General features: G+C 28.6%; 24 protein-coding genes. 2 read left to right on the top strand and 22 right to left on the bottom strand.

Translation table 11 applies throughout. The annotated features are described in order from the left end of the window. Positions 1-8 precede the first annotated feature (8 nt). Genes CP960_RS04120 through CP960_RS14080 form a run of 12 tightly spaced genes read right to left on the bottom strand, consistent with a single transcriptional unit; the run spans position 9 to position 12,646 of the window. Complete coding sequence (locus tag CP960_RS04120) at positions 9-863, bottom strand: formate/nitrite transporter family protein (protein ID WP_101184010.1); 855 nt, start codon at positions 861-863, stop codon at positions 9-11. A gap of 14 nt (positions 864-877) precedes the next feature. Next, the gene (locus CP960_RS04115) at positions 878-1,333 is read right to left on the bottom strand and encodes a hydrogenase 3 maturation endopeptidase HyCI (protein ID WP_101184009.1); all 456 of its coding nucleotides are present in this window, start codon (positions 1,331-1,333) and stop codon (positions 878-880) included. After that, positions 1,330-1,677 carry a formate hydrogenlyase maturation HycH family protein gene (locus CP960_RS04110; RefSeq protein WP_101184056.1) on the bottom strand — a complete coding sequence of 116 codons (348 nt, stop codon included), beginning with the start codon at positions 1,675-1,677 and terminating at the stop codon, positions 1,330-1,332. The genes CP960_RS04115 and CP960_RS04110 overlap by 4 nt, the downstream gene beginning before the upstream one ends. A gap of 10 nt (positions 1,678-1,687) precedes the next feature. Then, a complete protein-coding gene (locus tag CP960_RS04105) occupies positions 1,688-2,503 on the bottom strand; it encodes an NADH-quinone oxidoreductase subunit B family protein (RefSeq protein ID WP_101184008.1) in 816 nt (271 codons plus the stop codon). Next, positions 2,500-3,036, bottom strand: a complete 537-nt coding sequence (locus tag CP960_RS04100) for a formate hydrogenlyase complex iron-sulfur subunit (protein WP_101184007.1) — start codon at positions 3,034-3,036, stop codon at positions 2,500-2,502. Before CP960_RS04100 ends, CP960_RS04105 begins: the two co-directional genes overlap by 4 nt. 9 nt (positions 3,037-3,045) lie before the next feature. Continuing rightward, the gene (locus CP960_RS04095) at positions 3,046-4,785 is read right to left on the bottom strand and encodes a hydrogenase large subunit (protein ID WP_101184006.1); all 1,740 of its coding nucleotides are present in this window, start codon (positions 4,783-4,785) and stop codon (positions 3,046-3,048) included. 10 nt (positions 4,786-4,795) lie between these two features. Continuing rightward, positions 4,796-6,280, bottom strand: a complete 1,485-nt coding sequence (locus CP960_RS04090; RefSeq protein WP_101184005.1) for a hydrogenase 4 subunit F — start codon at positions 6,278-6,280, stop codon at positions 4,796-4,798. A gap of 3 nt (positions 6,281-6,283) precedes the next feature. Continuing rightward, positions 6,284-6,931 carry a hydrogenase 4 membrane subunit gene (gene hyfE / locus CP960_RS04085; RefSeq protein WP_101184004.1) on the bottom strand — a complete coding sequence of 216 codons (648 nt, stop codon included), beginning with the start codon at positions 6,929-6,931 and terminating at the stop codon, positions 6,284-6,286. Between the two features lies 1 nt (position 6,932). Next, positions 6,933-7,856: a respiratory chain complex I subunit 1 family protein gene (locus tag CP960_RS04080; RefSeq protein ID WP_101184003.1), complete on the bottom strand. Its 924-nt coding sequence runs from the start codon at positions 7,854-7,856 to the stop codon at positions 6,933-6,935. Positions 7,857-7,867: 11 nt separating this feature from the next. Further along, positions 7,868-9,829 carry a proton-conducting transporter transmembrane domain-containing protein gene (locus CP960_RS04075; RefSeq protein WP_101184001.1) on the bottom strand — a complete coding sequence of 654 codons (1,962 nt, stop codon included), beginning with the start codon at positions 9,827-9,829 and terminating at the stop codon, positions 7,868-7,870. A gap of 10 nt (positions 9,830-9,839) precedes the next feature. Further along, positions 9,840-10,406, bottom strand: coding sequence for a 4Fe-4S dicluster domain-containing protein (locus tag CP960_RS04070; RefSeq protein ID WP_101183999.1), 567 nt, complete (start codon positions 10,404-10,406; stop codon positions 9,840-9,842). Beyond that, positions 10,406-12,646 (bottom strand): molybdopterin oxidoreductase family protein, encoded by a 2,241-nt coding sequence (locus CP960_RS14080; protein ID WP_337442091.1) that lies wholly within the window; start codon positions 12,644-12,646, stop codon positions 10,406-10,408. Before CP960_RS14080 ends, CP960_RS04070 begins: the two co-directional genes overlap by 1 nt. Before the next feature lie 404 nt (positions 12,647-13,050). On the opposite strand from CP960_RS14080, the gene CP960_RS04055 reads away from it, so the two are divergent. Further along, complete coding sequence (locus CP960_RS04055; RefSeq protein ID WP_101183993.1) at positions 13,051-13,689, top strand: Crp/Fnr family transcriptional regulator; 639 nt, start codon at positions 13,051-13,053, stop codon at positions 13,687-13,689. 1 nt (position 13,690) lies between these two features. Here CP960_RS04055 and CP960_RS04050 read toward each other — a convergent pair whose 3' ends face one another. Further along, entirely contained in the window at positions 13,691-14,371 is a 681-nt protein-coding gene (locus tag CP960_RS04050) for an alpha/beta hydrolase (RefSeq protein ID WP_133121135.1), read from the bottom strand. Between the two features lie 213 nt (positions 14,372-14,584). On the opposite strand from CP960_RS04050, the gene CP960_RS04045 reads away from it, so the two are divergent. Beyond that, positions 14,585-16,522, top strand: coding sequence for a TonB-dependent receptor plug domain-containing protein (locus CP960_RS04045; protein WP_162919067.1), 1,938 nt, complete (start codon positions 14,585-14,587; stop codon positions 16,520-16,522). A 23-nt stretch (positions 16,523-16,545) separates the two neighbouring features. Here the strand turns inward: CP960_RS04045 and CP960_RS04040 are convergent, their stop codons facing one another. The 9 genes from CP960_RS04040 to wtpA are packed head-to-tail and all read right to left on the bottom strand — an operon-like array spanning position 16,546 to position 23,582. After that, complete coding sequence (locus tag CP960_RS04040; protein ID WP_101183988.1) at positions 16,546-16,749, bottom strand: molybdopterin biosynthesis protein MoeB; 204 nt, start codon at positions 16,747-16,749, stop codon at positions 16,546-16,548. 9 nt (positions 16,750-16,758) lie between these two features. After that, entirely contained in the window at positions 16,759-17,493 is a 735-nt protein-coding gene (locus CP960_RS04035) for a hypothetical protein (protein ID WP_101183986.1), read from the bottom strand. A 3-nt stretch (positions 17,494-17,496) separates the two neighbouring features. Beyond that, positions 17,497-18,384, bottom strand: a complete 888-nt coding sequence (locus CP960_RS04030; protein WP_101183984.1) for an ABC transporter substrate-binding protein — start codon at positions 18,382-18,384, stop codon at positions 17,497-17,499. 1 nt (position 18,385) lies between these two features. Further along, the gene (locus CP960_RS04025) at positions 18,386-19,159 is read right to left on the bottom strand and encodes an ABC transporter ATP-binding protein (protein ID WP_101183982.1); all 774 of its coding nucleotides are present in this window, start codon (positions 19,157-19,159) and stop codon (positions 18,386-18,388) included. Then, positions 19,156-20,163 carry a FecCD family ABC transporter permease gene (locus tag CP960_RS04020; RefSeq protein ID WP_101183980.1) on the bottom strand — a complete coding sequence of 336 codons (1,008 nt, stop codon included), beginning with the start codon at positions 20,161-20,163 and terminating at the stop codon, positions 19,156-19,158. The genes CP960_RS04025 and CP960_RS04020 overlap by 4 nt, the downstream gene beginning before the upstream one ends. Before the next feature lie 2 nt (positions 20,164-20,165). Next, the gene (locus CP960_RS04015) at positions 20,166-20,861 is read right to left on the bottom strand and encodes a TonB family protein (protein WP_101183978.1); all 696 of its coding nucleotides are present in this window, start codon (positions 20,859-20,861) and stop codon (positions 20,166-20,168) included. Between the two features lie 5 nt (positions 20,862-20,866). Further along, positions 20,867-21,637, bottom strand: coding sequence for an ABC transporter permease (locus CP960_RS04010; RefSeq protein ID WP_101183976.1), 771 nt, complete (start codon positions 21,635-21,637; stop codon positions 20,867-20,869). Next, positions 21,637-22,623 (bottom strand): ABC transporter ATP-binding protein, encoded by a 987-nt coding sequence (locus CP960_RS04005; RefSeq protein WP_101183974.1) that lies wholly within the window; start codon positions 22,621-22,623, stop codon positions 21,637-21,639. Before CP960_RS04005 ends, CP960_RS04010 begins: the two co-directional genes overlap by 1 nt. Continuing rightward, on the bottom strand, positions 22,623-23,582 hold the full coding sequence (gene wtpA / locus CP960_RS04000; protein ID WP_101183972.1) for a tungstate ABC transporter substrate-binding protein WtpA: 960 nt from the start codon (positions 23,580-23,582) through the stop codon (positions 22,623-22,625). The genes CP960_RS04005 and wtpA overlap by 1 nt, the downstream gene beginning before the upstream one ends. Positions 23,583-23,595: the final 13 nt, after the last annotated feature.

The following is a 23,595-nucleotide window of genomic DNA, read 5'->3' as shown; positions in this document are numbered from 1 at the left end:
TATTCCTTCTATTTTTTCATATCAGTTTTATGCGACATAAAACCAATCACTCCAACAAAAAATAAACCTCCAACTATATTTCCTAAAGTTACAGGTAATAGATTATTTGGAACAATTTTAAACATAGTTAATTGTTCTAATTTATCTACTGCTATATGTGAATGCTCTGCTAATGCTTGAATTGTACCTCCTGCTTCATTAAGATAATGCGCTTTTGCAAAAAGTGCTTCACTAAAAATAAACATATTTGCAACAACGTGTTCATAACCTGAACCAACAAATGCTGCAATAATAAATGCGATTGATAAAACTTTACCAGCTGCATCAGATGCTCCTGTTGCTGCCCATACTGCCATACAAACAAATACGTTACAAAAGATTCCTCTAATAAATGCTGCTTCAAAAGATAGATTACTTTTTACAACTCCTAGATGTAAAAAGTGATGTAAAATTGCTCCATCATATTTTAAAGGCAACTGTGTTTTGTAATACATATAAGCAACTACAAATGCCCCAACAAAGTTAAAAATCCATACAATAACCCAATAAAATATCATTTTAGAAAATGATAATTTATGTTCGATTGTTGAAACTCCTGTCATTAATGAACTAGTAAATAGATGTCCACCAAAAAACACTACCATCATAAGCCCCACAGAAAAGGCAAGACCTCCTAAGAAGTTTGCAATTCCTGGAGCACTTGCTTCTGCTACTCCTACTGTAGAATGGGCCCAAAAAATATCACCCATTGCAATTGATCCTCCTGCCATAATAGATAAGAAAATAATACTTACTATTGGCATTTTTACCTTATGCTCTAAACCTTTTACTAATGACTGTGCCGTATCTGCTGGTGATAACATAACTCTTCCTTCCCTTAATTATTATCATCAAAAATTGAATCTATTTCTTTTACTTTTTCAAAAGCACTTTTTGCTGTTTGTTTAGCTTCATCTGAAACTTCTTCATTTACATCTAATACATTCTCAATATCAACTGTTAATCCTAAAAAAAGAACTCTTTTACAAAATCCTTTTAAATAACTAATTAATATTGGTGCTGGTAAGTTATGAGTAGAGTACATATAATCCCTATCATCACTCAAATCCATAACTTCAACACTTCCTATTTTCATTCCTGTCATAGCATCAGCTACAATTATTAAATCAGGTGCATACTCTCTTATTTTATGAAATTGGCTCTCTGGAGTATCTTCCCCATAAAATATCTGCCAATCTAAAGAGTCTTCTTTTTCAATTAAACTTCCTAAATAAGCAGTAACTCCATCATCGCCTCTTAATGTATTTCCTATTGTTAAAATTGCTTTTTTCATATGCTTTTCCTTATTACAATAAATCCTTCATCTAGTGAAGAAAAAAGTGTTTTTAAGTAACAATCTGGCATTTGCGGTACTAAAAGTTTTGCATGCTCTGGGAAAACCTCTATTTCAAAATATTTTGTAAGGTTTCCTAATTTAAACTGAGCATACTCATCACAATTATTAACAATTTGCAAATACTCATCTTCTGGCATTTTTTTTATGCACTCCATAAAATCTACAGTTCCCACACCATGACCAACAGCCATTGAAAAGATTTTCACTTGTTTATATTTTTCAGGTAAATCAGGTGATGTAGGATCTACTCTTCTTTTAGTTAATTTACATATTTCTATCATTTTAACTTCTTTAAATTTTAAATTTATCCCCATCATTGATGATTGTAAACTGTTTCATATACTTTAAGTAAACACTATTATGAAGTCTTCTCATACACTCTTCATATCTTGCATCTTCCTCTTCAGCACTGTAAATCTCAATTACTTTTTTTACTTCTTGAATATTTTTAATATCTTTTACTTTTTTTAAAGCATTCATATACTTATCATAAAGTTTTCTACCAAAGTAGTAACTCATTAATCTTTTAGACTCTGCTAAAACATCCCTTTCAAAAAGTATATTTCCCATTAAAGACTCTTCTAATAAAGGAGATTCAACTGAGCCATCTTTATGCTCTTTATACTCAAGTTTTTGTTCTAAAATTCCAAGAGCCGATGCTAAACCATGAACAATAGTTGCAGGGTGTGGAGGACATCCTGGAATATATACATCCACAGGAATAACCTTATCAATTCCACCCCAAACACTATATGCATCATGGAAAATACCTCCACTTGAACCACAAGCACCAATTGCCACTACAACTTTTGGATCTGGTGTTGCTTCATATGCTCTTAATAAAGGATAATACATCTGTCTAGTAACTGGACCTGAACATATTAAAATATCTGCATGTCTTGGACTTGCAACAAGCTTAAAACCTAATCTTTCTGGATCCCACATAGGTGTAATAGCTGCAAAAATCTCAATTTCACAACCGTTACAAGAACCACAATCGACTCTATAAACATTAAAACTTTGTTTAATATTTTTTAAGTGTTCTAATTTTGCCTCAAGATTATTAGCCTCTTTTATATCTTCTGGTACTACATATGTTTTATTCATTTTGTACCCCTTTTAAAATTACTTGTTAAATTTTCAACTTCATGATTTCTTTTACAATCAGTGCAAGTTCTTATATATTTAACTTTTTTATCTAAACTTTTTTTATCCCATCCAGCTTTTTGCAATCTATTTATGTTATAAGCAATTAGTTTCTTTGTTGTAAAAGGTTTATTGCAAACTTCACAATATTGAACATCAAGTTCCCCTCTTTCTAAAAGATTCTTTTTATCAAACTTAACTGCTAATTCAAACTCTTTTGAAAGTACAATAGCACTTGTTGGGCATACCTCATCGCATCTTCCACAAAAGATACATCTTGCAGCATTAAACTCCCAAACAAGTTTTGTATTTTCTTCATTTAATTTCACATTTATTGCATTTGATGGACAAGCAACTCCACAAGCTGTACAACCTATACAATTTTCATATGTATAAGAAGGTTTCCCTCTAAAACCTTCATTTACTTCATAAGGTTCTAAAGGGTATTTATGTGTTGCACTTCCATACTTTTTTGTCATATCTAGTAGTTTCATCTCTTACTCCTACATATTTTTCAATGGATGACTTTTTAAAGATTGTGAATATCTTTTCAAGTCTTTATGTGTTAATATTTTTGTTTTTTTACTATTAACATCAACAACTGTTACTCTTTCTGTACAAGAGAAACAAGGGTCTAATGAACAAACAATCAAGGCTGCATCTGCAATAGTATTTCCTCTAAACTGAAATCTTAAAGATGGCCAGTTATTATAAGTAGCTGCTCTACATCTCCATCTATAAACTTTTTGAGCATTACCATGCATTATCCAGTGAATATTTTCACCTCTTGGTGCTTCATCATTTCCTAAAGCATAAGCTTCTGGTTTAATCATTGTTTGAGGAGTAATAATAGTTTGTCCTCCTGGCATCATCTCAAAACATTGTCTAATAATAGAGATTGATTCTAATAGCTCTTTATATCTTACAGTTTCCCTTGCAAATACATCACAACCATCTTCTGTTGGAATATTAAAATCTAATTTATCTAAGAAGTCATATGGATGGTCATATCTTGAATCTCTTTTAAATCCACTTCCTCTTACATTTGGACCAACAGGAGAGAAATCTCTTGCTACTTGTTTATCTAAAATACCTACACCTTTCCATCTAGCAACTTGATGTTTATCATCCATTACAGCATCCCAAACTTCTTGAAGCTGTTTTTCGATAGTTTTTAAAAGTTCTAAACTTTTTTTAATCTCATCACCAGTCATATCTCTTCTAAGTCCACCCATAACAACATTTCCGTATGTTTTTCTTCCACCTGTTACTAATTGGGCTAACTCCATAGAAAATTCTCTAATTCTAAAAATATGCATAAAAGCATTCATATTTCCAGTTACTTCACAAGCAAGACCGATATTTAATAAATGAGAGTGAAGTCTTTCAATCTCTAAACAAATAACTCTCATAGCTTGAGCTCTTAAAGGTATTTCAAGTCCTATTGCTTTTTCAGCAGACTCTATACAAGCAATGGCGTGGGCATATCCACAAATTCCACAAACTCTTTCTGCTAAATATCCCATTTGGTCATAGTTCATTCTATTTTCTGCAAGTTTTTCCATACCTCTGTGTTGGTAAAAAAGTCTATAATCTGCATCAATAATAGTATCACCATCACAATATAATCTAAAGTGTCCTGGTTCATCACTAGTAATATGTAAAGGCCCTAAAGGTACATCTAAAACCCCTGCACCTTGAGGTTTCATAAACTCATAATCTGGCTCATCTTTATGATCAACTGGGTCTGGTCTATGTCTATAATCCATTGAATCTTTTCTTAATGGAAATAATCCTTCTGGCCAATCATCTGATACCATTAATCTTCTTGGATCTGGTAAACCAACTGCTGTTAAACCAAACATATCATAAGCTTCTCTTTCATACCAAACAGCAGCTGGAACTTTTAATGTAACAGAAGGAAAAGTTAAATCAGATGCAGGAAGATAAGTTTTTACAGTAATCCAACACTTTTGTTCTTGTGGTAACTCATCCCCTTCAAACATCTTATTACCTTCCATAGAAAGTACATAATATAAAGCATAATTACCATTTATTTGTCTTTCATCATTTGGAATCATTGTTGATAACCAACCACCTAAATCATAATATAAAATTCTTACTGCTTCAGGAAGATCATTTCTATCTACTGTAATTGTTATTTGATCTTCTGGCTGTCTATAAACCTCTTGTATTGCAATTTTTTCTTTTACTTTATCAATTAATTCTTGACCTACTTTCATAACTATCTCCTTATATTCCCATAATAATATTTACTGCATTGTGTAATAGTGCAAACCAAGGTTTTATAGTAAATACCCCAAAAATTATAATCAATGAAGCAAGTCCAATTAGTGGTAGGTTTGCGCTTAAAGGTAACTCATTTGTTAAAACTTTTGAGTTACTTTTTCCAAATGTCGCAAGATTAAAGTGTGAAAAGTCAGCAATAAAAATTATAATTAGACCTATAATAAATAGTGTAACTTCTAAGTTTAGTCCATTTACAATTGATTGTTTAATCATCAAAAATTCACTTACAAAAATAGCAAAACCTGGCACACCTACTAAAGAACAAACAGCTATACCAAATAAAATTGCAGTAATTGGTGCTATTTTTATCAATCCACCCATTTTTGTCATATCTCTTGTTCCATAAATTTGAATCATATTTCCTGTAACACAAAATGCTAATGCTTTAGTAACTGAGTGAGCTAAGGCATGGAATAATGCAGCAAATAATCCTACTGCTCCACCAATTCCTAATCCAAAAGCAATAACTCCCATATGTGCAATTGAGTGATATGCAAACATTCTTTTAACATCATGTTGCATAAGTAAGAAAAATGATGCAATAAAAATTGTTACTAATCCACTTATAATCATAAGTGATTGTACATATTCAAAACCTGCTAAAGAGTTTCCTACTACTGCGTAATATCTAATAAGACCTAAAATCGCACATTTTAAAAGTATTCCTGAAAGCATCGCTGAAGAAGGAGCTGGACCTTCTGAGTGAACATCAGGTAACCATGTATGTGTTGGAGCAAGACCTGCTTTTGTTCCAAAACCAATTAAGGCAAATACAAAAATAAGTTTTAATGCATCTGGGTCAATCTCTTTTGAATGAGCCATTAGTGTAGTCCATAACATTGAACTATGACTATCATTTATAATATTAAAACCTGCACTATAAAGTAATACTGTTGCATATAAAGCAAATGCTAAACCAATACTACAAATAATGATATATTTCCATCCTGTTTCAGTTGATTTTTTACTCTTATGAATTGCAACCATAAACACAGAAGATAATGTAGTAGCTTCAATACCTACCCACATTAAAGCAATATTATTTGCTAAAACTGAAAAAGTCATTGTAAAAACAAATAAATGAAATAGACTAAAAAATAGTTTTGTATCTTTTACAGTTAATTCACCTTTTTGAACTTCCCATTGCATATACTTAACAGAATAAAGATTTACTAAAAGTCCAGTAACAGAGATTAATGAAACAAAAACTGCCCCTAAAGAGTCTAAGAAAAACATCTCATCAAATATAAAATATGTTTGTCCATCAATTACTTTTGATACGGCTAATAAACCTACGATACTAGTTACAATAGAGCCAAGTATATGAAAGCTACTTAATGCTTTATAATTTGTTGGTAAAAACCAAATTATTACTGATGCAATAACTGGAAGAACCATTAATAAATATAATAATTGTTGAATGTCCATCTCTTATCCTTTCAACTCTGTTGCTTTTGATACATCTAAAGAGCCAAAATATTTAAAAAATCTAGTCGCAAAAATAGATGTAATTATTACAGCAAATAAAGCATCAGTTAAAATACCTAACTCAACAATTTCAGGCGAGTTATAAGCCATCAATGCTAAAGATAAGTGAATTCCATTTTCAAAAGTACAATAAGCAAGTATTTGTTTAATTGCTGAGTTTCTTAAAACAAATCCAAAAATTCCAATCATAAAGATTGTAATTGATGCAATTAAAGGAATATGCTCTTTAATTAATGAAAATTTTAAATATATTGGATATAAAGCCATTGCAATAGCTAAAGAGAATGCAATAGCAACTATTGGACTTACATAAAATCCAAGTACGGGTTCATCTTCATGTTCAACATTTAATTTTTTAATAAGTCTTAATAAGATAGCTGGAACAAAAAGAACTTTTGTAAAAAAGGCAATAATCGCCCAACCACCTAACTCATCTGCTGAATACGTTTTATAAAGAAAAAGAAATATCATTACTAGAATAAACGTCTGAAATGAGTACGCATATGTAGCAAGTTTATAGTTTCTTATCCCAAAAACACTAAGTGAACTAATAATTAAAAATATTGATAATATACTTAATAAATCAATCATTTTATACTCCTACTACATATAAAATAAGTGCTACAATAGAGATAACTAATGGAGGTATTGCACTATTTTTAAGACTTGTTAATACTTTAAATCTAGGTCCAAAGTTATCAATAAATACAGCAGCAACATAAAAAATTCCAACTTTTAAGATAAAAACAATTAATGCTAAAAATGGATTTTCAAAATTCCATGGTTCGAATATACTTAAAAACAATCCAATAATTGCAACTTGTTTTAATATTAAAGCAGCATGTGCTATTGAAAAATCTGAGCCTGAATACTCTCCTAAAACACCCTCTTGTAACTCTTGCTCTGCTTCTGCAACATCATATGGTTTTCTTCCAGTTTCCACATAAACTACCCATAAAAATGATATTGAAGCAATTGCAAAAGCTGGTGTGTGGTAACCAACTTCTCCACTTCTTACTAAGTGTTGAATTTCAACTAAATTTGTAGTTCCTGCTAATAAAATCACTACTAATAAACTTATCATCATCACAGGTTCAACAAAAATCCCTAAAATTTGTTCTCTTCCTCCACCTACACCTGCAAATGGATTTCCAGAATCAATTGATGTTGCACCAAATGCAAATCTTAAAAGTGCTCCTAAATAGATAAATACTAATATATCTGAATAGGCTCCAGCAAAACTATTTGTACTATATGTAACAGGTATTGTTGCAAGTAGTGCTGCTCCTGCTGCAAAAAGAGCAAAAGGCCCTACTTTAAAAACCCAGTGTGCGCATGATGGTGCTGTTCTACTTCTTTTTAAAAGTTTTTTAATATCTCTATAAGTTTGAAACACATCAGGTGCACCTTCTCTTGATTGTAATTTAGCTCTTAGCTTTCTTGCCATTCCGTCAAATAAAGGAGCTATAAGAACAATTGAAACAACTTGTAAAATCATAAATAATATACTGTCCATAATCTACTCCTTTAAATTAAGTAACTAATTCCAACAAAAAGACATAATGCGATTAATATATATAATGAATACATATTTACATTTCCATTTTGCATTTTTGATACTACTTTTGCAGTATTAACTGTAAGCTTGATAACTGGTTCATATAAGATACTCCACCATACATCTTTAGCATGTGTTTCATAAACAACTGGTGCAAAATATCCTTGGTCTTTAACTTTTGTTTCACTTCTATATAACCAATTAACTAGTCTTCTTAAATCTCCTGTAAAAGGAGAAGCTGTCATTTGCATTCTACTACTATATTTAAAACCACAAGCCCATGGATCAGTCTGTCTTGGTTCTTTTCTATTAGCTTTTGCTACTTTTAAAATCACAACTGGAATTAATACAGTTACAACTAAAACAGCTGCTATTAATAAAGGAGATACTGTTGAACCAATAGGTGAATTAATTACTGTTGAATTTACAGCATCATAATTACCTGAAAAAGATGAAACAACAAGCATAATATCTTTAACTACAACATTTGCACCAAGTCCAAATGCTATACATCCTGCTACAAGAATAAACATCCCAATTACCATAGTTAAAGGAACTTCTCTTGCATTATTAAATAGTTTTTCATCCCTTGGCGTTCCTCCAAAAATAACACTATATGCTTTTACAAAACACATAACTGCTAAAGCACCTGTTAAAGCTAAGGCAACAATTGCTATACAAAAAACAACTCTACTACTTGCAAACTCTGAAAGTGCACCTTGGAACATTCCTTGATAAGTAACCCATTCACTAACAAATCCATTTAAAGGAGGAATTGCAGTAATTGCTAAAGAACCAATTAAAAAAGCAAAGGCAGTTAAAGGCATTTTTCTTGCTAATCCACCTAAATTATCCATCTCTTTAGTATGTGTTGTATATAAAACGCTACCTGCACCTAAGAATAGTAATCCTTTAAATGTCGCGTGATTTAAAATATGGAATAATCCAGCAAGAAAACCAATAGCTGCAAGTGTTGGCATATCCGCTGCAATTGCATAAACACCAGTTCCTAAACCTAAAAGAATAATCCCAATATTTTCAACTGAGTGATATGCTAATAGTGCTTTATAATCATGTTGAACAAGTGCATAAAGTACTCCAAGTAGTGCAGATAATGCACCAACAATAATAATTAGTAATCCCCACCATTGCATTACAGGTAACCATAAACAAAATTTTATTATCCCAAAAAGTGCAACTTTAATCATAACTCCACTCATTAGTGCAGATACATTTGTTGGTGCTGCTGGGTGCGCTTTTGGTAACCAAACATGCATAGGAAACATTCCAGCTTTTGAACCAAAACCTATAAAAGCTAATAAGAAAATAATACTTGCCATTACAGGTGAAAGTTTAATATTTGCATAAGAACTAAACTCTAATGAACCTGTTTGTGCAGACATTAATAAAAATGCTGCTGTAATACACATAGCTCCTAAGTGTGCAATTCCTAAATAAATCATAATTGCTTTTAATGAACTTTTTGAATCATTAAAACAGATTAAATAAGCTGAAATTACTGTCATACACTCCCAGAAGATAATGAACCAAAATACATCTGAAGAGGCAACAAGTAATAACATTGATAATACAAATGCATTAAATAATCCTGCCATTACAGCTAAACTTCCTTTTTTCTCATACTCTAAAGAGTATTGAATAGCATAAATAGATGAAGCAAGTGATACTAAACTTACAACAAATGAGAAAAAGTTTCCTAATGGATTTAAAACCAATTTAGGACTGTAAAGTAAGCTTTCAAACATATTAATACTAACTGTTTGTTCTAAATTTACTAAAAAATAAAACACTGCATAAGCTGAAGCAATAGCAGAGATTGTAAACCCTACTTTTGCTGCAAGTTTGTTTTGTTTATATAATAGTAAAGATATGATACAACCTATAAGATACAAAAAATATACTTGTGTCATTAGGTATCCTTTATATATATTTCAATTTTTCTTTAGTAAAAGACTCAACAGTTTTTTGCGCTTTCTCTTCTATAAAGTTATTATGTAAACTATTTTGAAAAGACAAGGCATTTGTAGGACAAACTTCTACACAAGAAGGTCCATCTTCTCTTCCTGCACATAAGTCACACTTAACTGCTATTGATTTTACACCTATCTCAGATTGTATTGTTAAGTTATATTTAGGCTCCATTGTATAATCAACTGAAGGCATTAACTCTGCTTCTGGTCTAATTGCTCCAAAAGGACAAGCAACGGTACACATTTTACAACCGATACAAATCTCTTCATGTAAAGCAATACAATCTTTTTCAAACTCTAAAGCACCAACAGGACAAACATTTGCACAAGGAGCATCATCACACTGTCTACACTGATTTGGCATTGTTCCACTTTTTGTTCTTGTTACAATTAGTCTTGGAACCGCTAATTTACCTCTATCATAAGCAGACTCATAACATGCTGCCATACAAGTTGCACAACCAATACATACGTTTGGATCTGCTATTACATATTTATTTTTAAGTGGTAAGCTCATTATTGTCTCCTTACTGCACGATATAATTCTGAAGGGTGCATTTGTATATCTGTTTGATTACGTACTTCTATAAACTCTTTTTCTGATATTTTTTTAATATTTGCAATTGTCATTTTTAAAGGATTCATTCCAGATAATGGGTCTTTTTCCTCTGCATTTGCAAGTACATTTCCATCTGCTTCTGCGTAGTGAAATGTTGTAAAAATTGTTCCATGTCGTAAATCTCTATTTATATTTACTCTTGCAGCAATTTTTCCTCTTTTATTCTCAACTACGGCATAACAACCTTCATCCAAATCTCTTTCTCTTGCAATATCTTCGCTTACCTCAATAGTTGCTCCCATAATATCTGAACCAAGCTCTAAAGGTTTACACTCTCTTGTCATAGTTCCTGTATGATAATGGAATACTTTTCTTCCTGTTGTAAATAAACAAGGATATAACTCATTTACTTTTTCGCTTAATGCTCCAGAACCAATTGGATAGTCTTCTGGCATATTAGTTTTTTCTATAAACTCTTTTTCTAACTCTGCTCTTTTCTCTTTATCTTGTGCATAAATTACTGGTACTAATTTAAATTTACCATCAGGAAGCATTGATTTATTTCCTTCATATAATACAGGTGTACCAGGATGTTCTAAGTTAGGACAAGGCCAGCTAATTCCATCGTTTTTATCTATTCTTTCATAACTGATTCCACCAAAGAATCTTGGATTTACTTCTCTTACTTCATTCCAAATATCTTCAGCACTTGTATAATCAAAACCTTTAAGATTAAGCTCTTTTGCAATATTTGCAACAACTTTCCAATCTGGCTCCAAATTATTAGGTGCATCAACTGCTTTTCTAATTAACTGTACTCTTCTTGAAGTATTTAAAAAAGTTCCATCTTTTTCAGCCCATGAAGCAGCAGGTAAAACAACATCTGCTTTTTGAGCAGTTTCAGTTAAAAAGATATCTTGAACAATAAAAGTTTCTAAATGCTCAACAGCATGAATAAAGTGTTCTGTCCATGGGTCACTCATTACAGGATTTTCCCCAAAAACATATAATAATTTTAATTTCTCTTCTTCTATTTTTTCAGGTGCAACTGTCAATGGATAACCAACTTTATCGCTTATTTCATATCCCCAAACATCTTTAATATGATCTCTTACTTCTTTACTTGTTACAGGTCCATTTGGAACTACATTTGGAAGAGCCCCCATATCACACGAACCTTGAACATTATTTTGTCCTCTTAAAGGATTAACACCCGCGCCTTTTTTACCAAGATTTCCTGTTAAGATTGCAAGATTTGAAAGTGAGAATATATTTGATGTTCCATCAATAAACTGAGTCATTCCCATTGTGTAGCAAATTGCTGCTGCATTAGCTTTTGCATATGTTCTAGCTGCTTGTTTTACTAGTTCTTCAGAGATTCCAGTCTCTTCTTCAACTCTTTTTGCAGTAAACTCTTTAACTGCTTCTTTTACATATTCAAAACCATGAGAATGGTTTTTAACAAACTCTTTATCATATAGTTCTTCTTCAATAATACAATTAATCATAGCATTTAAGAATGGAATATTATATCCCACTGGAGTTTGAATAAATATGTCAGCTTTTTTTGCCATATCTGTTTTTTTAGGGTCAATTACAATCATTTTTGCGCCTCTTTCAATCCCTCTTAACATTTGCATTGCAATAATTGGGTGGCACTCACTTGTATTTGTTCCTATTAAAACTAATACGTCACTATGTGTAGAGAATTCTACTAAGTCATTTGTCATTGTTCCATTTCCAAGTGTTTTAGTCAGACCGACTACTGTTGGACCATGTCAAAGTCTAGCACAATGATCTATGTTGTTTGTTCCTAAGATTCTAAATAGTTTTTGAAAAGTGTAGTTATCTTCATTTGAGCATCTAGCAGATGAAAATCCCATCATACTATCTGGACCATATTTTTCAATAGCTGATTTCATTCTTGAAGCAACAAATTCATATGCTTCTTTAAAACTTACTTCTTCTAGTTTCCCCTCTTTTGAAAATACACCATCTTTTTTTCTAATCAATGGTCTTGTAAGTCTTCTAGGTGAGTGTACATACTCCCAACCATAAAGACCTTTTAGACAAAGTTCCCCATCATTAACATGATGTCCTTTTGTAGGTGTTGCTTTTTTGATTTTATTACCTTTTACATGTAAATCAAGATTACAACCAGTTCCACAATAAGGACAAGTATTTTGAACTTTTTTCATAACTTTCCCCTTTGTATACTTTAAATTATTAACTAATTAATTTTATTAATAAAAAATTAATAAACAAGAGAATCATAATAAAAAAATAATGTTTTAACTGTCATAGATATGACAAAAAAGTTTTTTCACAAAAAAAGCCGTAAATTATTTTCTTCCAAAGAGCTCTGCAAATAGATAATATTCTAAATAGGCACATTATTATATGTCAGCAATGTGACAAAAATATCTTTTTTTTTGCTATTTTTATAATTTTATTTATTTTTTTATTATTGAAAAATAATTTAATTTTTTGAATATTTTTTTATTAATTCTTTTCATTTAGTATAATAAAAGTATAAAATCGTTAATATTTTGCTATTAGAGCTTAAATTTAGTTTTTAATTCTATAAAGGGAAGGGAAAAAAGTGGAATCTAATAGATTAAGAATTGACTCGATTGACTTATCTAAGATTTTATCAAAAGAAGATTTTTCATCTTTGAAGATAAAAAAGTTCAAAAAAGGTAATCTTGAATATGAAGATGGTTCTTTAACACTTTATGTATTTAAAAGTGGAAAAGCAAAAGCAATGATTTATGAAGATGGGGAAGAGTTTGTTCTTTATTTTTTAAAAGCAAATAATATTATAATACCTGAAACATCATGCGCAATTGAATTTTTAGAAGATAGTGAAGTTTATTTAATTGATGCAGATAAGTTTGCAAATCTATTTGCAAATAAAGAGTTTTCTACTTCTGTGATTCGTTCATTAAAGCATAGAGCAGAATTAGAAAGAAATATTATAAAAAATCTTGTTTTTAAAAGTTGTAAGAAAAAAATATCTTCATTTTTAATTGAAATTGCTACAACACAAGACCAAAAAAGAGATGGAAAATATGTTTTAGATTTAAATCTATCTATTAAAACTCTTTCTAGTTTTATTGGTTCAAAAAGACAAACAGTATCTACAATAATAAATGATTTAAAAAAGAAAAAAATCATTGAAAAAATTGATAAAAATAAATATATAATTCATAAATTATATGAATTAGAAAACTTCGAATAGCTTAAAAAACTCTTCTAATCTCATCAACTATAAATTTACTTTTCTCTAAAGTTAACATATGAGACGAGCTGTTTAAAGTATTAAAACTACAATTACTTACACTTTTTAATTTTTCAAACCAATCATGGTTTAACAATTTATCATTTTTACTATATGAAAAATTAAAGTGTAAGTTTGAATTTATAATCTCATTGCTTAAATCATTTCTGTATAGACTAGCTTGCATTTGGGTTAAAAAATATTTTTCATTCATACTATTATACATATTTTGAATCAGTTTAATTAACTCTTCATCATCACTATTTTCAATCAAAGATTTTGCTTTTTTTGAACTTAATGGCTTAAATCCAAACTCTTTTACAAAAGATATTGCTTTTTGTCTAAATTCAATTTCATTAATTGATAAACTACAACATGAAGAAGAAACAATAAGTATATTATCTATTCTCTTTGGATTTTGTAATGCATAATAAGTAGCTAAATATCCTCCCATAGAAAATCCTAAAAGATTTATTTTATCTTCTTTAAAGTATAAAGATTCACACATCTTTTTAAAACTACTTTTTAAAGGAATATCTAAATAAACCAACTCATACTCATCTTTTAAAGATTTATAAATATTTTTAAAAACTCTTTTATCACACATTAGTCCAGGTAATAGGTATATTTTACTTTTTTGCATAAAAAATTGTATCAAAAATATCTACAAACTAAAATATAACTTAATTTTAAAACTATTAAGCACCATTAAAAAATTATAAAAGTAAAATTCCTTTTACTTAAAATAGTTTCTTAATATATAAAAATCTATATTATATATACTTTTTCTATTAAAAATATGCAAAAAAAGCATATTTTAAGAAACAATTTTTATTTAAATCTACAAAGGAAAAACATGAAAAAATTATTTGTATTATCATGTATTGCCTCAAGTGTATTACTTGCTCAAAGTAGCTTTACACTTGGAGAAATCTCAATACAAGATAACAATGGTGTAAAATATGACACAAATAAAATCAATTCACAAACTTTAGAAAATAGTGCTTCTAAAGATATTACTGAGGTATTAGATAAGACCACAGGTATTACTTTAGTAAATAGAGGTGGAAGAGTTGAAAAATCTGTAAATATTAGAGGCTTTGATTCAAATAGAATAGGAATGTTCTTAGATGGTATTCCAATTTATGTTCCATATGATGGACAGTTTGACTATTCAAGAATCTTAACTACTCAATTAGACTCAATTGATGTTGCAAAAGGTTTTAGTTCATCTTTATATGGTTCTAATACTTTAGGTGGAGTAATAAACTTAGTTTCTAAAAAACCAACAAAAGAGTTTGAAGGTAGCTTTACTACTCAAATAAATGCAGATAGTGATTGGGAAAAATCAAGTCATATGTATAATATCTATCTTGGTTCAAAAAAAGACAAATACTATTATCAAATTAATGGAACAATAGAAGATAGAGAACACTGGACATTATCAAATGATGCAAATGTAAACAATTTTGAAAGACAAAATAGTGATTCTAAACAAAAAGCTGTAAGTGCAAAAGTAGGATTCACACCTGATGATACAAGTGAATATGTATTTGGTTACTCATATATGGATTCACAAAAAGGTCAACCTCCTACACTTGATGCAACAATTAGCAATGAAAAATATTGGAAATGGCCTGTTTGGGACACTAGAACAATGTATTTTATTGCAAATAAAAATTACACTGATAGTTCTGTTAAATTTAAACTTTATAGAAATGATTATGAATATAAAACAGACTATTATAAAGATAAAACATATAGCACTTCAAAAGGTTTTTATGATTCAGATGATAATACAAAAGGAACATCATTAGAATATACAAACTTTGGACTTTTAGATAATCATATATTAAAAACTGCAATTTCTTATAAAAAAGACTCTCATGTTGGAACAGAAACAAATATCAATAAAAAAGGAAAGCTTACAACAACACAAGAAGACTTAGCAGACCATGTTTACTCTATTGCTTTTGAAGATATTTACTTTGCAACTGAAAACTTAAAAATAATTACATCAGCTAGCTATGATTATACAAAAGCTTCAAAAGTTGATACAACAGCAACTGCTGTTGAAAAAAAATCAAATAGTGCATTTAATCCTCAAATTGGTTTTTTCTATGATATTACAAAGAATCAACAAGTTAGTTTAACGGCTGCTAGAAAAAGTCATTTACCTACTATGAAAGAAAGATATTCTGACAAAAAAGGTAAGGCTATACCAAATCCTGAGTTAGACCCAGAAATTGCAACACACTATGAAATATCTCATAAAATAGAAATAGATAATTTTACATTTAATAACGCTTTGTTTTATACAAAAGTTAAAGATGCCATTATAAATAAAACATTAGACAATGGGAAAAGACAAGAACAAAATAGTGCAGATGAAAGATATAAAGGAATTGAAGCATCTATTAATTATCAAACATCAATGTTTAGTACAGGGATAAACTATACATACACAAATATAAAAAAAGATTCAGAAGATGAAGTTGAAAAACTTCCTAAACACCAGTTTTATATTTATGCAAATTATAAGCCACTAAAAAATATTATTCTTGAAGCAAACTATACTTATAAAAAAGATTTCTATTTAGAAAATGAAGTAAGTAAAGATTATGTAAAAGCATCAAATATTTCATTAACAAATCTAAATGCAAAATATATCTACTCTAAAGCATTAAGCTTTAAAGTTGGAGTTGAAAATCTATTTGACAAAAATTATGTATATGATTTAGGTTATCCAGAAAAAGGTAGAGAGTTTTATGCTTCTTTAAAATATACTTTTTAAAATAAATAGGAGTAATCTCCTATTTATTTAGCCATACACATAAAACTTTTTTGTGTCCATCTTCTATATAAACAGTTATAACAAGAGTTTTTATTTGTAGAAGTAACAAGTTCATCTTCATCTTTATCTAAAATAAAATTTTTACAATCTTTTGCTTGCAAAATAGCCTTAGTATATGCTTCTTTCCCATATTTAAACATCTTTTTATTATCTATGTTTTCAAACATTTTAAACCTTTAGTAACTTTTTAAATCCTCTTTTTTAACAACTTCATATCCCTCTTCACACTTTTGAATTAATAAAACTGATTTATGTTCTAAAAAAACAGTTTTTAAAGCTTGAGTAGTTTTTACAATAATATCATTTGAAGCTAATTTTTCATTTTTAAATCTAACTTCATCAATAAAATCAAATTGTAATAACTCTTCAACACTCATAAACTCTTTATTTGTTTCAAACTTTCCTTTAACTCTTCCATCAAAGCCTGAAACTCTAAGAGCAACACCAGCTAAAGCTCCAACTACACCTTGTCCTTTATTTTTGTGCTCACTTAAATCTAAACCTTGTTTTTGTGCCATTTCATAAGCATATTGTTTAGTTAATACTTTTTGTTTTGCATCTAAACCAAAATTTATAAGCTCCTCTTTATTTGCAATATCTTTTTCAAAGCCAATACAAAGTCCAGGCTGAGAAGTAGGAGCACTATATTTATTTAAATATGAAATAATATACTGTTTAATTTGCTCTTTTTGATTTTGTGTTAAATTACATGTAAAACACATTGAGCTATTATGGGAAGTATAAGGAATATCTTCATGTAAAAAAAGCTGATGTCTAGTCACTAATGAACAAGCAATATCAAACTCATCTTCAATATACTGTTTTATCTCTTCTGCAATTTCACCAGTTGATTTTTCATAACCTATTTCATCTGTATCATCAATACAAATATATGTTTTAAAACTATTCATAATCTATTCCTTATTTAATAATATTTTTTCAAATGCTTTTTTTTTGTTTTTAAAGTCTACTTTTTCAAACTCTTGTTTATAAACTCTTTTTCCAAGCCAATAACTTCCTAAAATCTTAAAAAAACTAGGAGGATTATCTATATAGTTTAATGGTTTTTTTGGAACAAGATAGACTTTTTTATTTTTTACTGCTTGCAAAAACCTATATTTTTTATTTATAAAAATATCTTTATAAAATCTCTTATTATCTGTTACTATAACTTCTGGATTTAAAAGTAATAAATTCTCTAAACTTAAAGTAACTCTTTTTTTCTCTAAATCACCACATTTGACTACATTTTTTGCTTTAATTAAATCAAATACTTCTGTATGTGCTGATTTATTACAACTACTTACTAAACCTGTATCTGTTTTGGCATAATAAATTGTTACTTCATCTTTTATATTTTTTGTAATATTTTCTAAAAAATTTAACTCTTTTTTTATATATGTAGAAATCTCTTGTGCTCTTTGTTCTTTATTTATAATCTTTCCTATACTTTTATATGCATTTATATAATCATATATAGAGTGAAGTTTTAAATAGCAAGTATCAATATCTATTTTTTTCAATTTTTTTGCTAGACTTTCAAAACTATTTTGAGAATTATATAATACTACAAGCTCAACACCATTTTTAGCTAAAACTTCAACACTTGGAATTTTTGAAAATCTTTTATCCTTTTTATCTATTTTTTTAGGAAATTTTGTTTCATATAAAGAGTGTAAAAATATATTAACAGGAGGAGATTGTCCTATTATATTTTTTACTTTTAATTTATAATCACTACAATTTATAACATTAGCAAAACTATAAAAATAAAAAATAACTAAAAGTAAAAATATTTTCATTTTATGTCCTATGGATTTTTGGAATACAAAATTTTATTTTTTCACTACTCTCATAAAGTTCAACTTCTACATTATATAAACTATTTATACTTTTTGAAGTCAAAATATCTTCACTATTTCCAAAAGCAAAAACCTTTTTATCTTTAAGAAGTAAAGTTTTAGAAGAAACAAAAAAAGCATGATTTGGATTGTGTGTTGTTTGAATAACAGTAAATCCACTTTTAGCAAGCTTTTTTATTTGATTTAAAAGCATTAATTCATTTGAGTAGTCTAAACTAGAACTTGGTTCATCCATTATTAAAACTTGCGCTTCTTGTGCTAAAGCTCTAGCTATTAAAACTAACTGTTTTTGTCCTCCACTTAAATCACTAAAAAATCTATGTTTTAAGTTTTGTATTTCTAGTTGCTTTAAAGATTCAATAGCTATTTCTTTATCTTTAGCTGAATATGTAGAAAATATTGATTGATAAGAGATTCTTGCCATTAAAACAACTTCTAAAACAGTATAAGAAAAAGGTAAACTACTACTTTGAGGTACATATGCTATTTTTTTTGCTAAGGCTTTTTTATCATATGAATTAACATTTTTATTTTCAATTAAAACTTCACCTTTTAAAGGTTTTAAAAAAGATAAAATAAGCTTCAAAAGAGTACTTTTACCACTTCCATTTTCTCCTAAAATAGCAACAATATCACCTTTTTTTATATTGAAATTAATATTTTCTAAAATCAATTTATCTGTATATTTAAAACTTAAGTTCTTAACTTCAATCATTGTAAAGCCTTTTTAGAACTTTTTAAAACAAAAATAAATATTGGTATTCCAATTACAGAAGTTAATATTCCAATAGGAACTTCAAATTCTAAAATCATTCTTGAAAAATTATCTACAATAAGTAGAAAAATTGCTCCTAAAAATGCACAAGTAGGTAATAATACTTGATTATTTGCTCCTACTAGAAGTCTTGCAAAATGAGGAATAATAAGACCAATCCACCCTATCATACCAGCTAAACAAACACTTATTGCACTAATAAATGTTGCAACTATAATAACAATAGTTCTAATTAGTTTTGTATTTACCCCCATGCTTTTAGCTTCTTCTTCTGAAAAACTTAAAATGTTTAAATATTTTGAAACCATAATAAGAGTTAAAATCCCAAAAAGCATAGGAAAAAAAACAACAATAATTTGATTTAATTCAATATATGAAAGACTACCCATCAACCAATAAACTATTGAAGGAAGTTTTTCATAAGGGTCAGCTGTAAACTTTACAATTGATAATAAAGTAGAAAAGGCAGAGCCACTAATTATTCCACCAAGTATTAAAATTAAACTATTATTTGCCCTATTTTGATAAATCATAGTTACAAAAATTGCAAAAATCACAGCTAAAATACCAAAAGAAAAAGAAAAAAGTTGAGTAAGAAACCAACTATCAAAAAATGCAATTGCTAAAGCTGCTCCAAAAGCAGAACCAGATAAAACACCTAATATTCCAGGAGAGACTAAAGGATTTATAAACATAGCTTGAAAGGAAGCTCCAGATACAGCATAAGATGCTCCAATTAAAATAGCAGCGATAACTCTAGGTAGTCTTATTTCCATGATAATATTATCTATCATTTGTAAACTTTCATCTAAACTATTTGAAATTAGAAGTGAATACAAATAGTTTAACATCTGCTCAAAACTAATTGGATATTTTCCAAGAGCTAATGATACAAAAATAGTAAATAAAAGTATTAAAAATAATTTAAAATAGATTGACTGCATCTTTAACCTTTTATCTTATAGCTTATAGGTACTCTTAATGTTAAATACTTTTTTGAAATCTCTTTTGGAAAAGCTTTAAAGTTTTCAATACTCTTAAAAATCTTTAAAGTTGATTTATTTAAAACTTTATAATGTGTAGGTTTTTCAAACTCAACTGTTTCAATCTTTCCACTATTTAAAACTTTCAATTTAATTAAACAATTACCTTCTAGCTTCATAGCTTTTGCAATTCTTGGATAAAATTTATTTTTTTCTACAACACTTCTTACATAAGAGATATAAAGTTTTATATGCTTTTTTTCTAAACTATTCTCTTTTTGTTTTTTAACCAAGCTTTTTTGTTGAAGTTTATCTTTACTTCTATTTACTTCTTGTTTTTTTATATATTTTTTACTATTTTTAACTACTTCTTCTTTTTTTAACTCTTTTTTTATATCCTCTTTTTTGACTAAATTTTTTTTAGGTATAACTGTTTTTTTTAAAACTCTATTTTGTGTCTTTTCTTCTTTTATTGGTTTAATTTTATTTGATACAAACTCTTGTTTTTTTTCAAGTTTTACAAAATCTATATTTGTAACGTCTTTACTTAAATTTTTTATTTTTACTTTTGTATCTTTATTAAACTCATAACTAATAATAAAAACATGAGTTAAAAAAACAGTTAAAAAAATTAAACAAAAAGAAAAAATCTTAGACATTAAAACTACTTTAATTTTGAAGTAACAAATCTTACAGCTAAAAATACCACAACTGAAAAAGCTATAATAACTGCTGCAACAGGAGCAGAAAAACTTAATCCATAACTATTAAATCTATCAAAAATTAAAACTGGTGTTGTCATTGGATGATAAACTAAAATCACTACTGCACCAAACTCTCCAAGCCCTCTACTCCACATCATTAAGGCACCATTAATAATATCCTTTTTAGCATTTGGAATAGTGATTCTAAAAAATACAGAAATAGGACTAGCACCTAAAGTTCTTGCTACTTTTTCAAGTTTTACATCTACTTTTCTAAAGCCATCTTTTGCACTATTGATTAAAAAAGGAGCAGATAAAAACATCATTGCAATCATTATTCCATACTCAGTTCCTACAAACTCTATTCCAAAAAATTTAAAAAAATCACCTAAAAAAGTATCCCCAAATGTTGTAAGAAGAGCAATACCAGCAGCTGTGTGAGGAATCATAACTGGAATATCAATAATAGATTCAATAAAACTTCTTCCAGGAAAGTTATATCTTGCAATAATATAGGCAAGTGGCAATCCTGTAATTAAAACAAATATCATTGCCCAAGCTGAAACTTTCATAGTAAGCCAAATAGAAGCTAAAACTTCTCCATCTTTTATTGTTTCAATTAATTTATCACTTCCAACACCCACAAACATTTTTAAAATAGGAACACTTAAAAAGAAAACTATTATAAATGCAAGTGCAATAAGTAAAATTGTAAATGATTTTTTTTGCATTAAATAAATCCTATATCTTTTTTATCAAAGCCAATAAAAACTCTATTACCACCATTTGCATAGCATCCTTCGTACTCTCTTTTAAGTATTTTTATAAAAAATTGATGATTTTTAACATTTACAAAAAGTTTATAATGGTCAACTACTCCCATACAATCTTCTAATATTGCTTCAAAAGTATAATCACAATTTGGTCTTTTTTTATTTGATACATGTATAACATTTGGGTCAACAGAAAAAAACTTTGAAGAAGAAGAGAATCCAAGTAAAGAAGAAGGAAAGATATTTTTAAAACCTAAAAACTTTGCAACTTCAATATTCTCAGGATGATTCAATACTGTTTCACTATTACCTACTTGCTGAATTTTCCCATTCATAATAATTGCTATTTTATTTGCTAAATATGAAGCCTCTCTAAAGTTATGTGTTACATGAATAGTTGTTAAATCATATCTTTTATGTATATCTTTTAAACTTTTCATAATAGAGTTTCTAAAAGTTGGGTCAATTGCACTTAAAGGTTCATCTAAAAGTAAAATCTTAGGTCTTGAAAAAAGTGCTCTTGCAATTGCGACTCTTTGTTTTTCACCACCACTTAAGTTTTCAATTTCTCTTTTTAATAGTTTACCAAGTTTTAAAAATTCTACTAAATCATCAAATAACTCTTTTTGGTTATCAATTTTTTTATATTTTGCTGCAAATTTAATATTTTCTTCTACATTTAAATTAGGAAATAATGCAAACTCTTGATATACAAATCCTATATCTCTTTGCTCTGGATGAAGTTGTGAAATATCTTCATTTTTATATACTATTTTTCCACTACTACTATTTAAACCAGCAATTGTTTCTAAAAGTCTTGTTTTACCACTTCCACTTTGCCCTAAAAGTACAAAATACTCATTTTTTTCAATCTCTAAATTTACATTATCAAGTACAAAATTATCTATTGTACTTGATAAATTTTCTAATTTCAAATAGCTCATTAGTTCCCTAAAATAGAAGCATCGCCAGTTATTTTTGGTGGGTTTATTACACCTTGACCATTTTTCTTCATAATCTCTTGTCCTTTACTTGATAGAACAAAATTTACAAATTTAATAGCACCTTCTTTATTTGCAGGAGATTTTTTATTTTGTGCTACTGTAATTCCATATACCATTGATGCACCAGTTTTAGTAATAAATGTTCCTGGTTTTTTACCATCAATATCAAATTTTGCAGTTTTATAAAAATCTGCATTTTCATTATCTTTTAAAGAAACCTCTTTAGGTAAAGTAATATATTTTAATCCATGTTGCTTAGCAACTGATTTATAAATATATAAATAATCATATGCATTAGCTTCAATTAAACCTAAAAGGTCAGTCTCTTTTGGTCTAACAATTACTTTTTTCTTATTCTCTTCCCCAACTTTATATGATTTTCCATAACCTAATAATTTATTATAAAAATCAGGAATTTTATAAAAATCTTCAGCTAATTTAGTAACTAAAATACTTCTATATCCACAAGGGTCCATATTTGGATTTGAGTGACCTACTTTTACACCATCTCTTAAAAAAATCTCTGGCCAATTTTTTGAATTAATTTCATTTGCGTATTTTGAGTTTGCAGTATATGCAATTGCCATCTCATTTGTTGCAAATTGTGCATTAAATTTTGCGTGATTTGGAATCAATAAATTATCAATTACTTTATAATCAGCACTTGCCATAACATCAGCTGCTCTACCAATTTCTGATATTTTTCTAGCTGCTGCTCTACTTCCACTAGCTTCTCTTTGAACGTCATATTGTGGATATTTTGTTTCAAATGCTTTTTCAATTTGAGAAAAAGGAACTGATAAGCTTCCTGCATGAAATACTATAATTTTCTCTTTTGCCATTGCTGATGTTGCTGCCATTGCAGTAGCTAGTACTGCTGATAATAAAATTTTCTTCATATTTTTCCTTTTA

Source organism: Malaciobacter halophilus, assembly GCF_002837275.1.
Lineage (GTDB): Bacteria > Campylobacterota > Campylobacteria > Campylobacterales > Arcobacteraceae > Malaciobacter > Malaciobacter halophilus.
This window is presented reverse-complemented; position numbering and strand designations above follow the sequence as displayed.

Coding starts and splice junctions, on each gene's coding strand:
- CP960_RS04115 (WP_101184009.1), bottom strand. CDS start 1,333: ATGAAAAAAGCAATTTTAACAATAGGAAATACATTAAGAGGCGATGAT.
- hyfE (WP_101184004.1), bottom strand. CDS start 6,931: ATGATTGATTTATTAAGTATATTATCAATATTTTTAATTATTAGTTCA.
- CP960_RS04045 (WP_162919067.1), top strand. CDS start 14,585: ATGAAAAAATTATTTGTATTATCATGTATTGCCTCAAGTGTATTACTT.
- CP960_RS04075 (WP_101184001.1), bottom strand. CDS start 9,829: ATGACACAAGTATATTTTTTGTATCTTATAGGTTGTATCATATCTTTA.
- wtpA (WP_101183972.1), bottom strand. CDS start 23,582: ATGAAGAAAATTTTATTATCAGCAGTACTAGCTACTGCAATGGCAGCA.
- CP960_RS04070 (WP_101183999.1), bottom strand. CDS start 10,406: ATGAGCTTACCACTTAAAAATAAATATGTAATAGCAGATCCAAACGTA.
- CP960_RS04005 (WP_101183974.1), bottom strand. CDS start 22,623: ATGAGCTATTTGAAATTAGAAAATTTATCAAGTACAATAGATAATTTT.
- CP960_RS04105 (WP_101184008.1), bottom strand. CDS start 2,503: ATGAATAAAACATATGTAGTACCAGAAGATATAAAAGAGGCTAATAAT.
- CP960_RS04080 (WP_101184003.1), bottom strand. CDS start 7,856: ATGGACAGTATATTATTTATGATTTTACAAGTTGTTTCAATTGTTCTT.
- CP960_RS04020 (WP_101183980.1), bottom strand. CDS start 20,163: ATGCAGTCAATCTATTTTAAATTATTTTTAATACTTTTATTTACTATT.
- CP960_RS04040 (WP_101183988.1), bottom strand. CDS start 16,749: ATGTTTGAAAACATAGATAATAAAAAGATGTTTAAATATGGGAAAGAA.
- CP960_RS04010 (WP_101183976.1), bottom strand. CDS start 21,637: ATGCAAAAAAAATCATTTACAATTTTACTTATTGCACTTGCATTTATA.
- CP960_RS04035 (WP_101183986.1), bottom strand. CDS start 17,493: ATGAATAGTTTTAAAACATATATTTGTATTGATGATACAGATGAAATA.
- CP960_RS04095 (WP_101184006.1), bottom strand. CDS start 4,785: ATGAAAGTAGGTCAAGAATTAATTGATAAAGTAAAAGAAAAAATTGCA.
- CP960_RS04110 (WP_101184056.1), bottom strand. CDS start 1,677: ATGATAGAAATATGTAAATTAACTAAAAGAAGAGTAGATCCTACATCA.
- CP960_RS04025 (WP_101183982.1), bottom strand. CDS start 19,159: ATGATTGAAGTTAAGAACTTAAGTTTTAAATATACAGATAAATTGATT.
- CP960_RS04030 (WP_101183984.1), bottom strand. CDS start 18,384: ATGAAAATATTTTTACTTTTAGTTATTTTTTATTTTTATAGTTTTGCT.
- CP960_RS04090 (WP_101184005.1), bottom strand. CDS start 6,280: ATGGACATTCAACAATTATTATATTTATTAATGGTTCTTCCAGTTATT.
- CP960_RS04120 (WP_101184010.1), bottom strand. CDS start 863: ATGTTATCACCAGCAGATACGGCACAGTCATTAGTAAAAGGTTTAGAG.
- CP960_RS04050 (WP_133121135.1), bottom strand. CDS start 14,371: ATGCAAAAAAGTAAAATATACCTATTACCTGGACTAATGTGTGATAAA.
- CP960_RS04100 (WP_101184007.1), bottom strand. CDS start 3,036: ATGAAACTACTAGATATGACAAAAAAGTATGGAAGTGCAACACATAAA.
- CP960_RS04015 (WP_101183978.1), bottom strand. CDS start 20,861: ATGTCTAAGATTTTTTCTTTTTGTTTAATTTTTTTAACTGTTTTTTTA.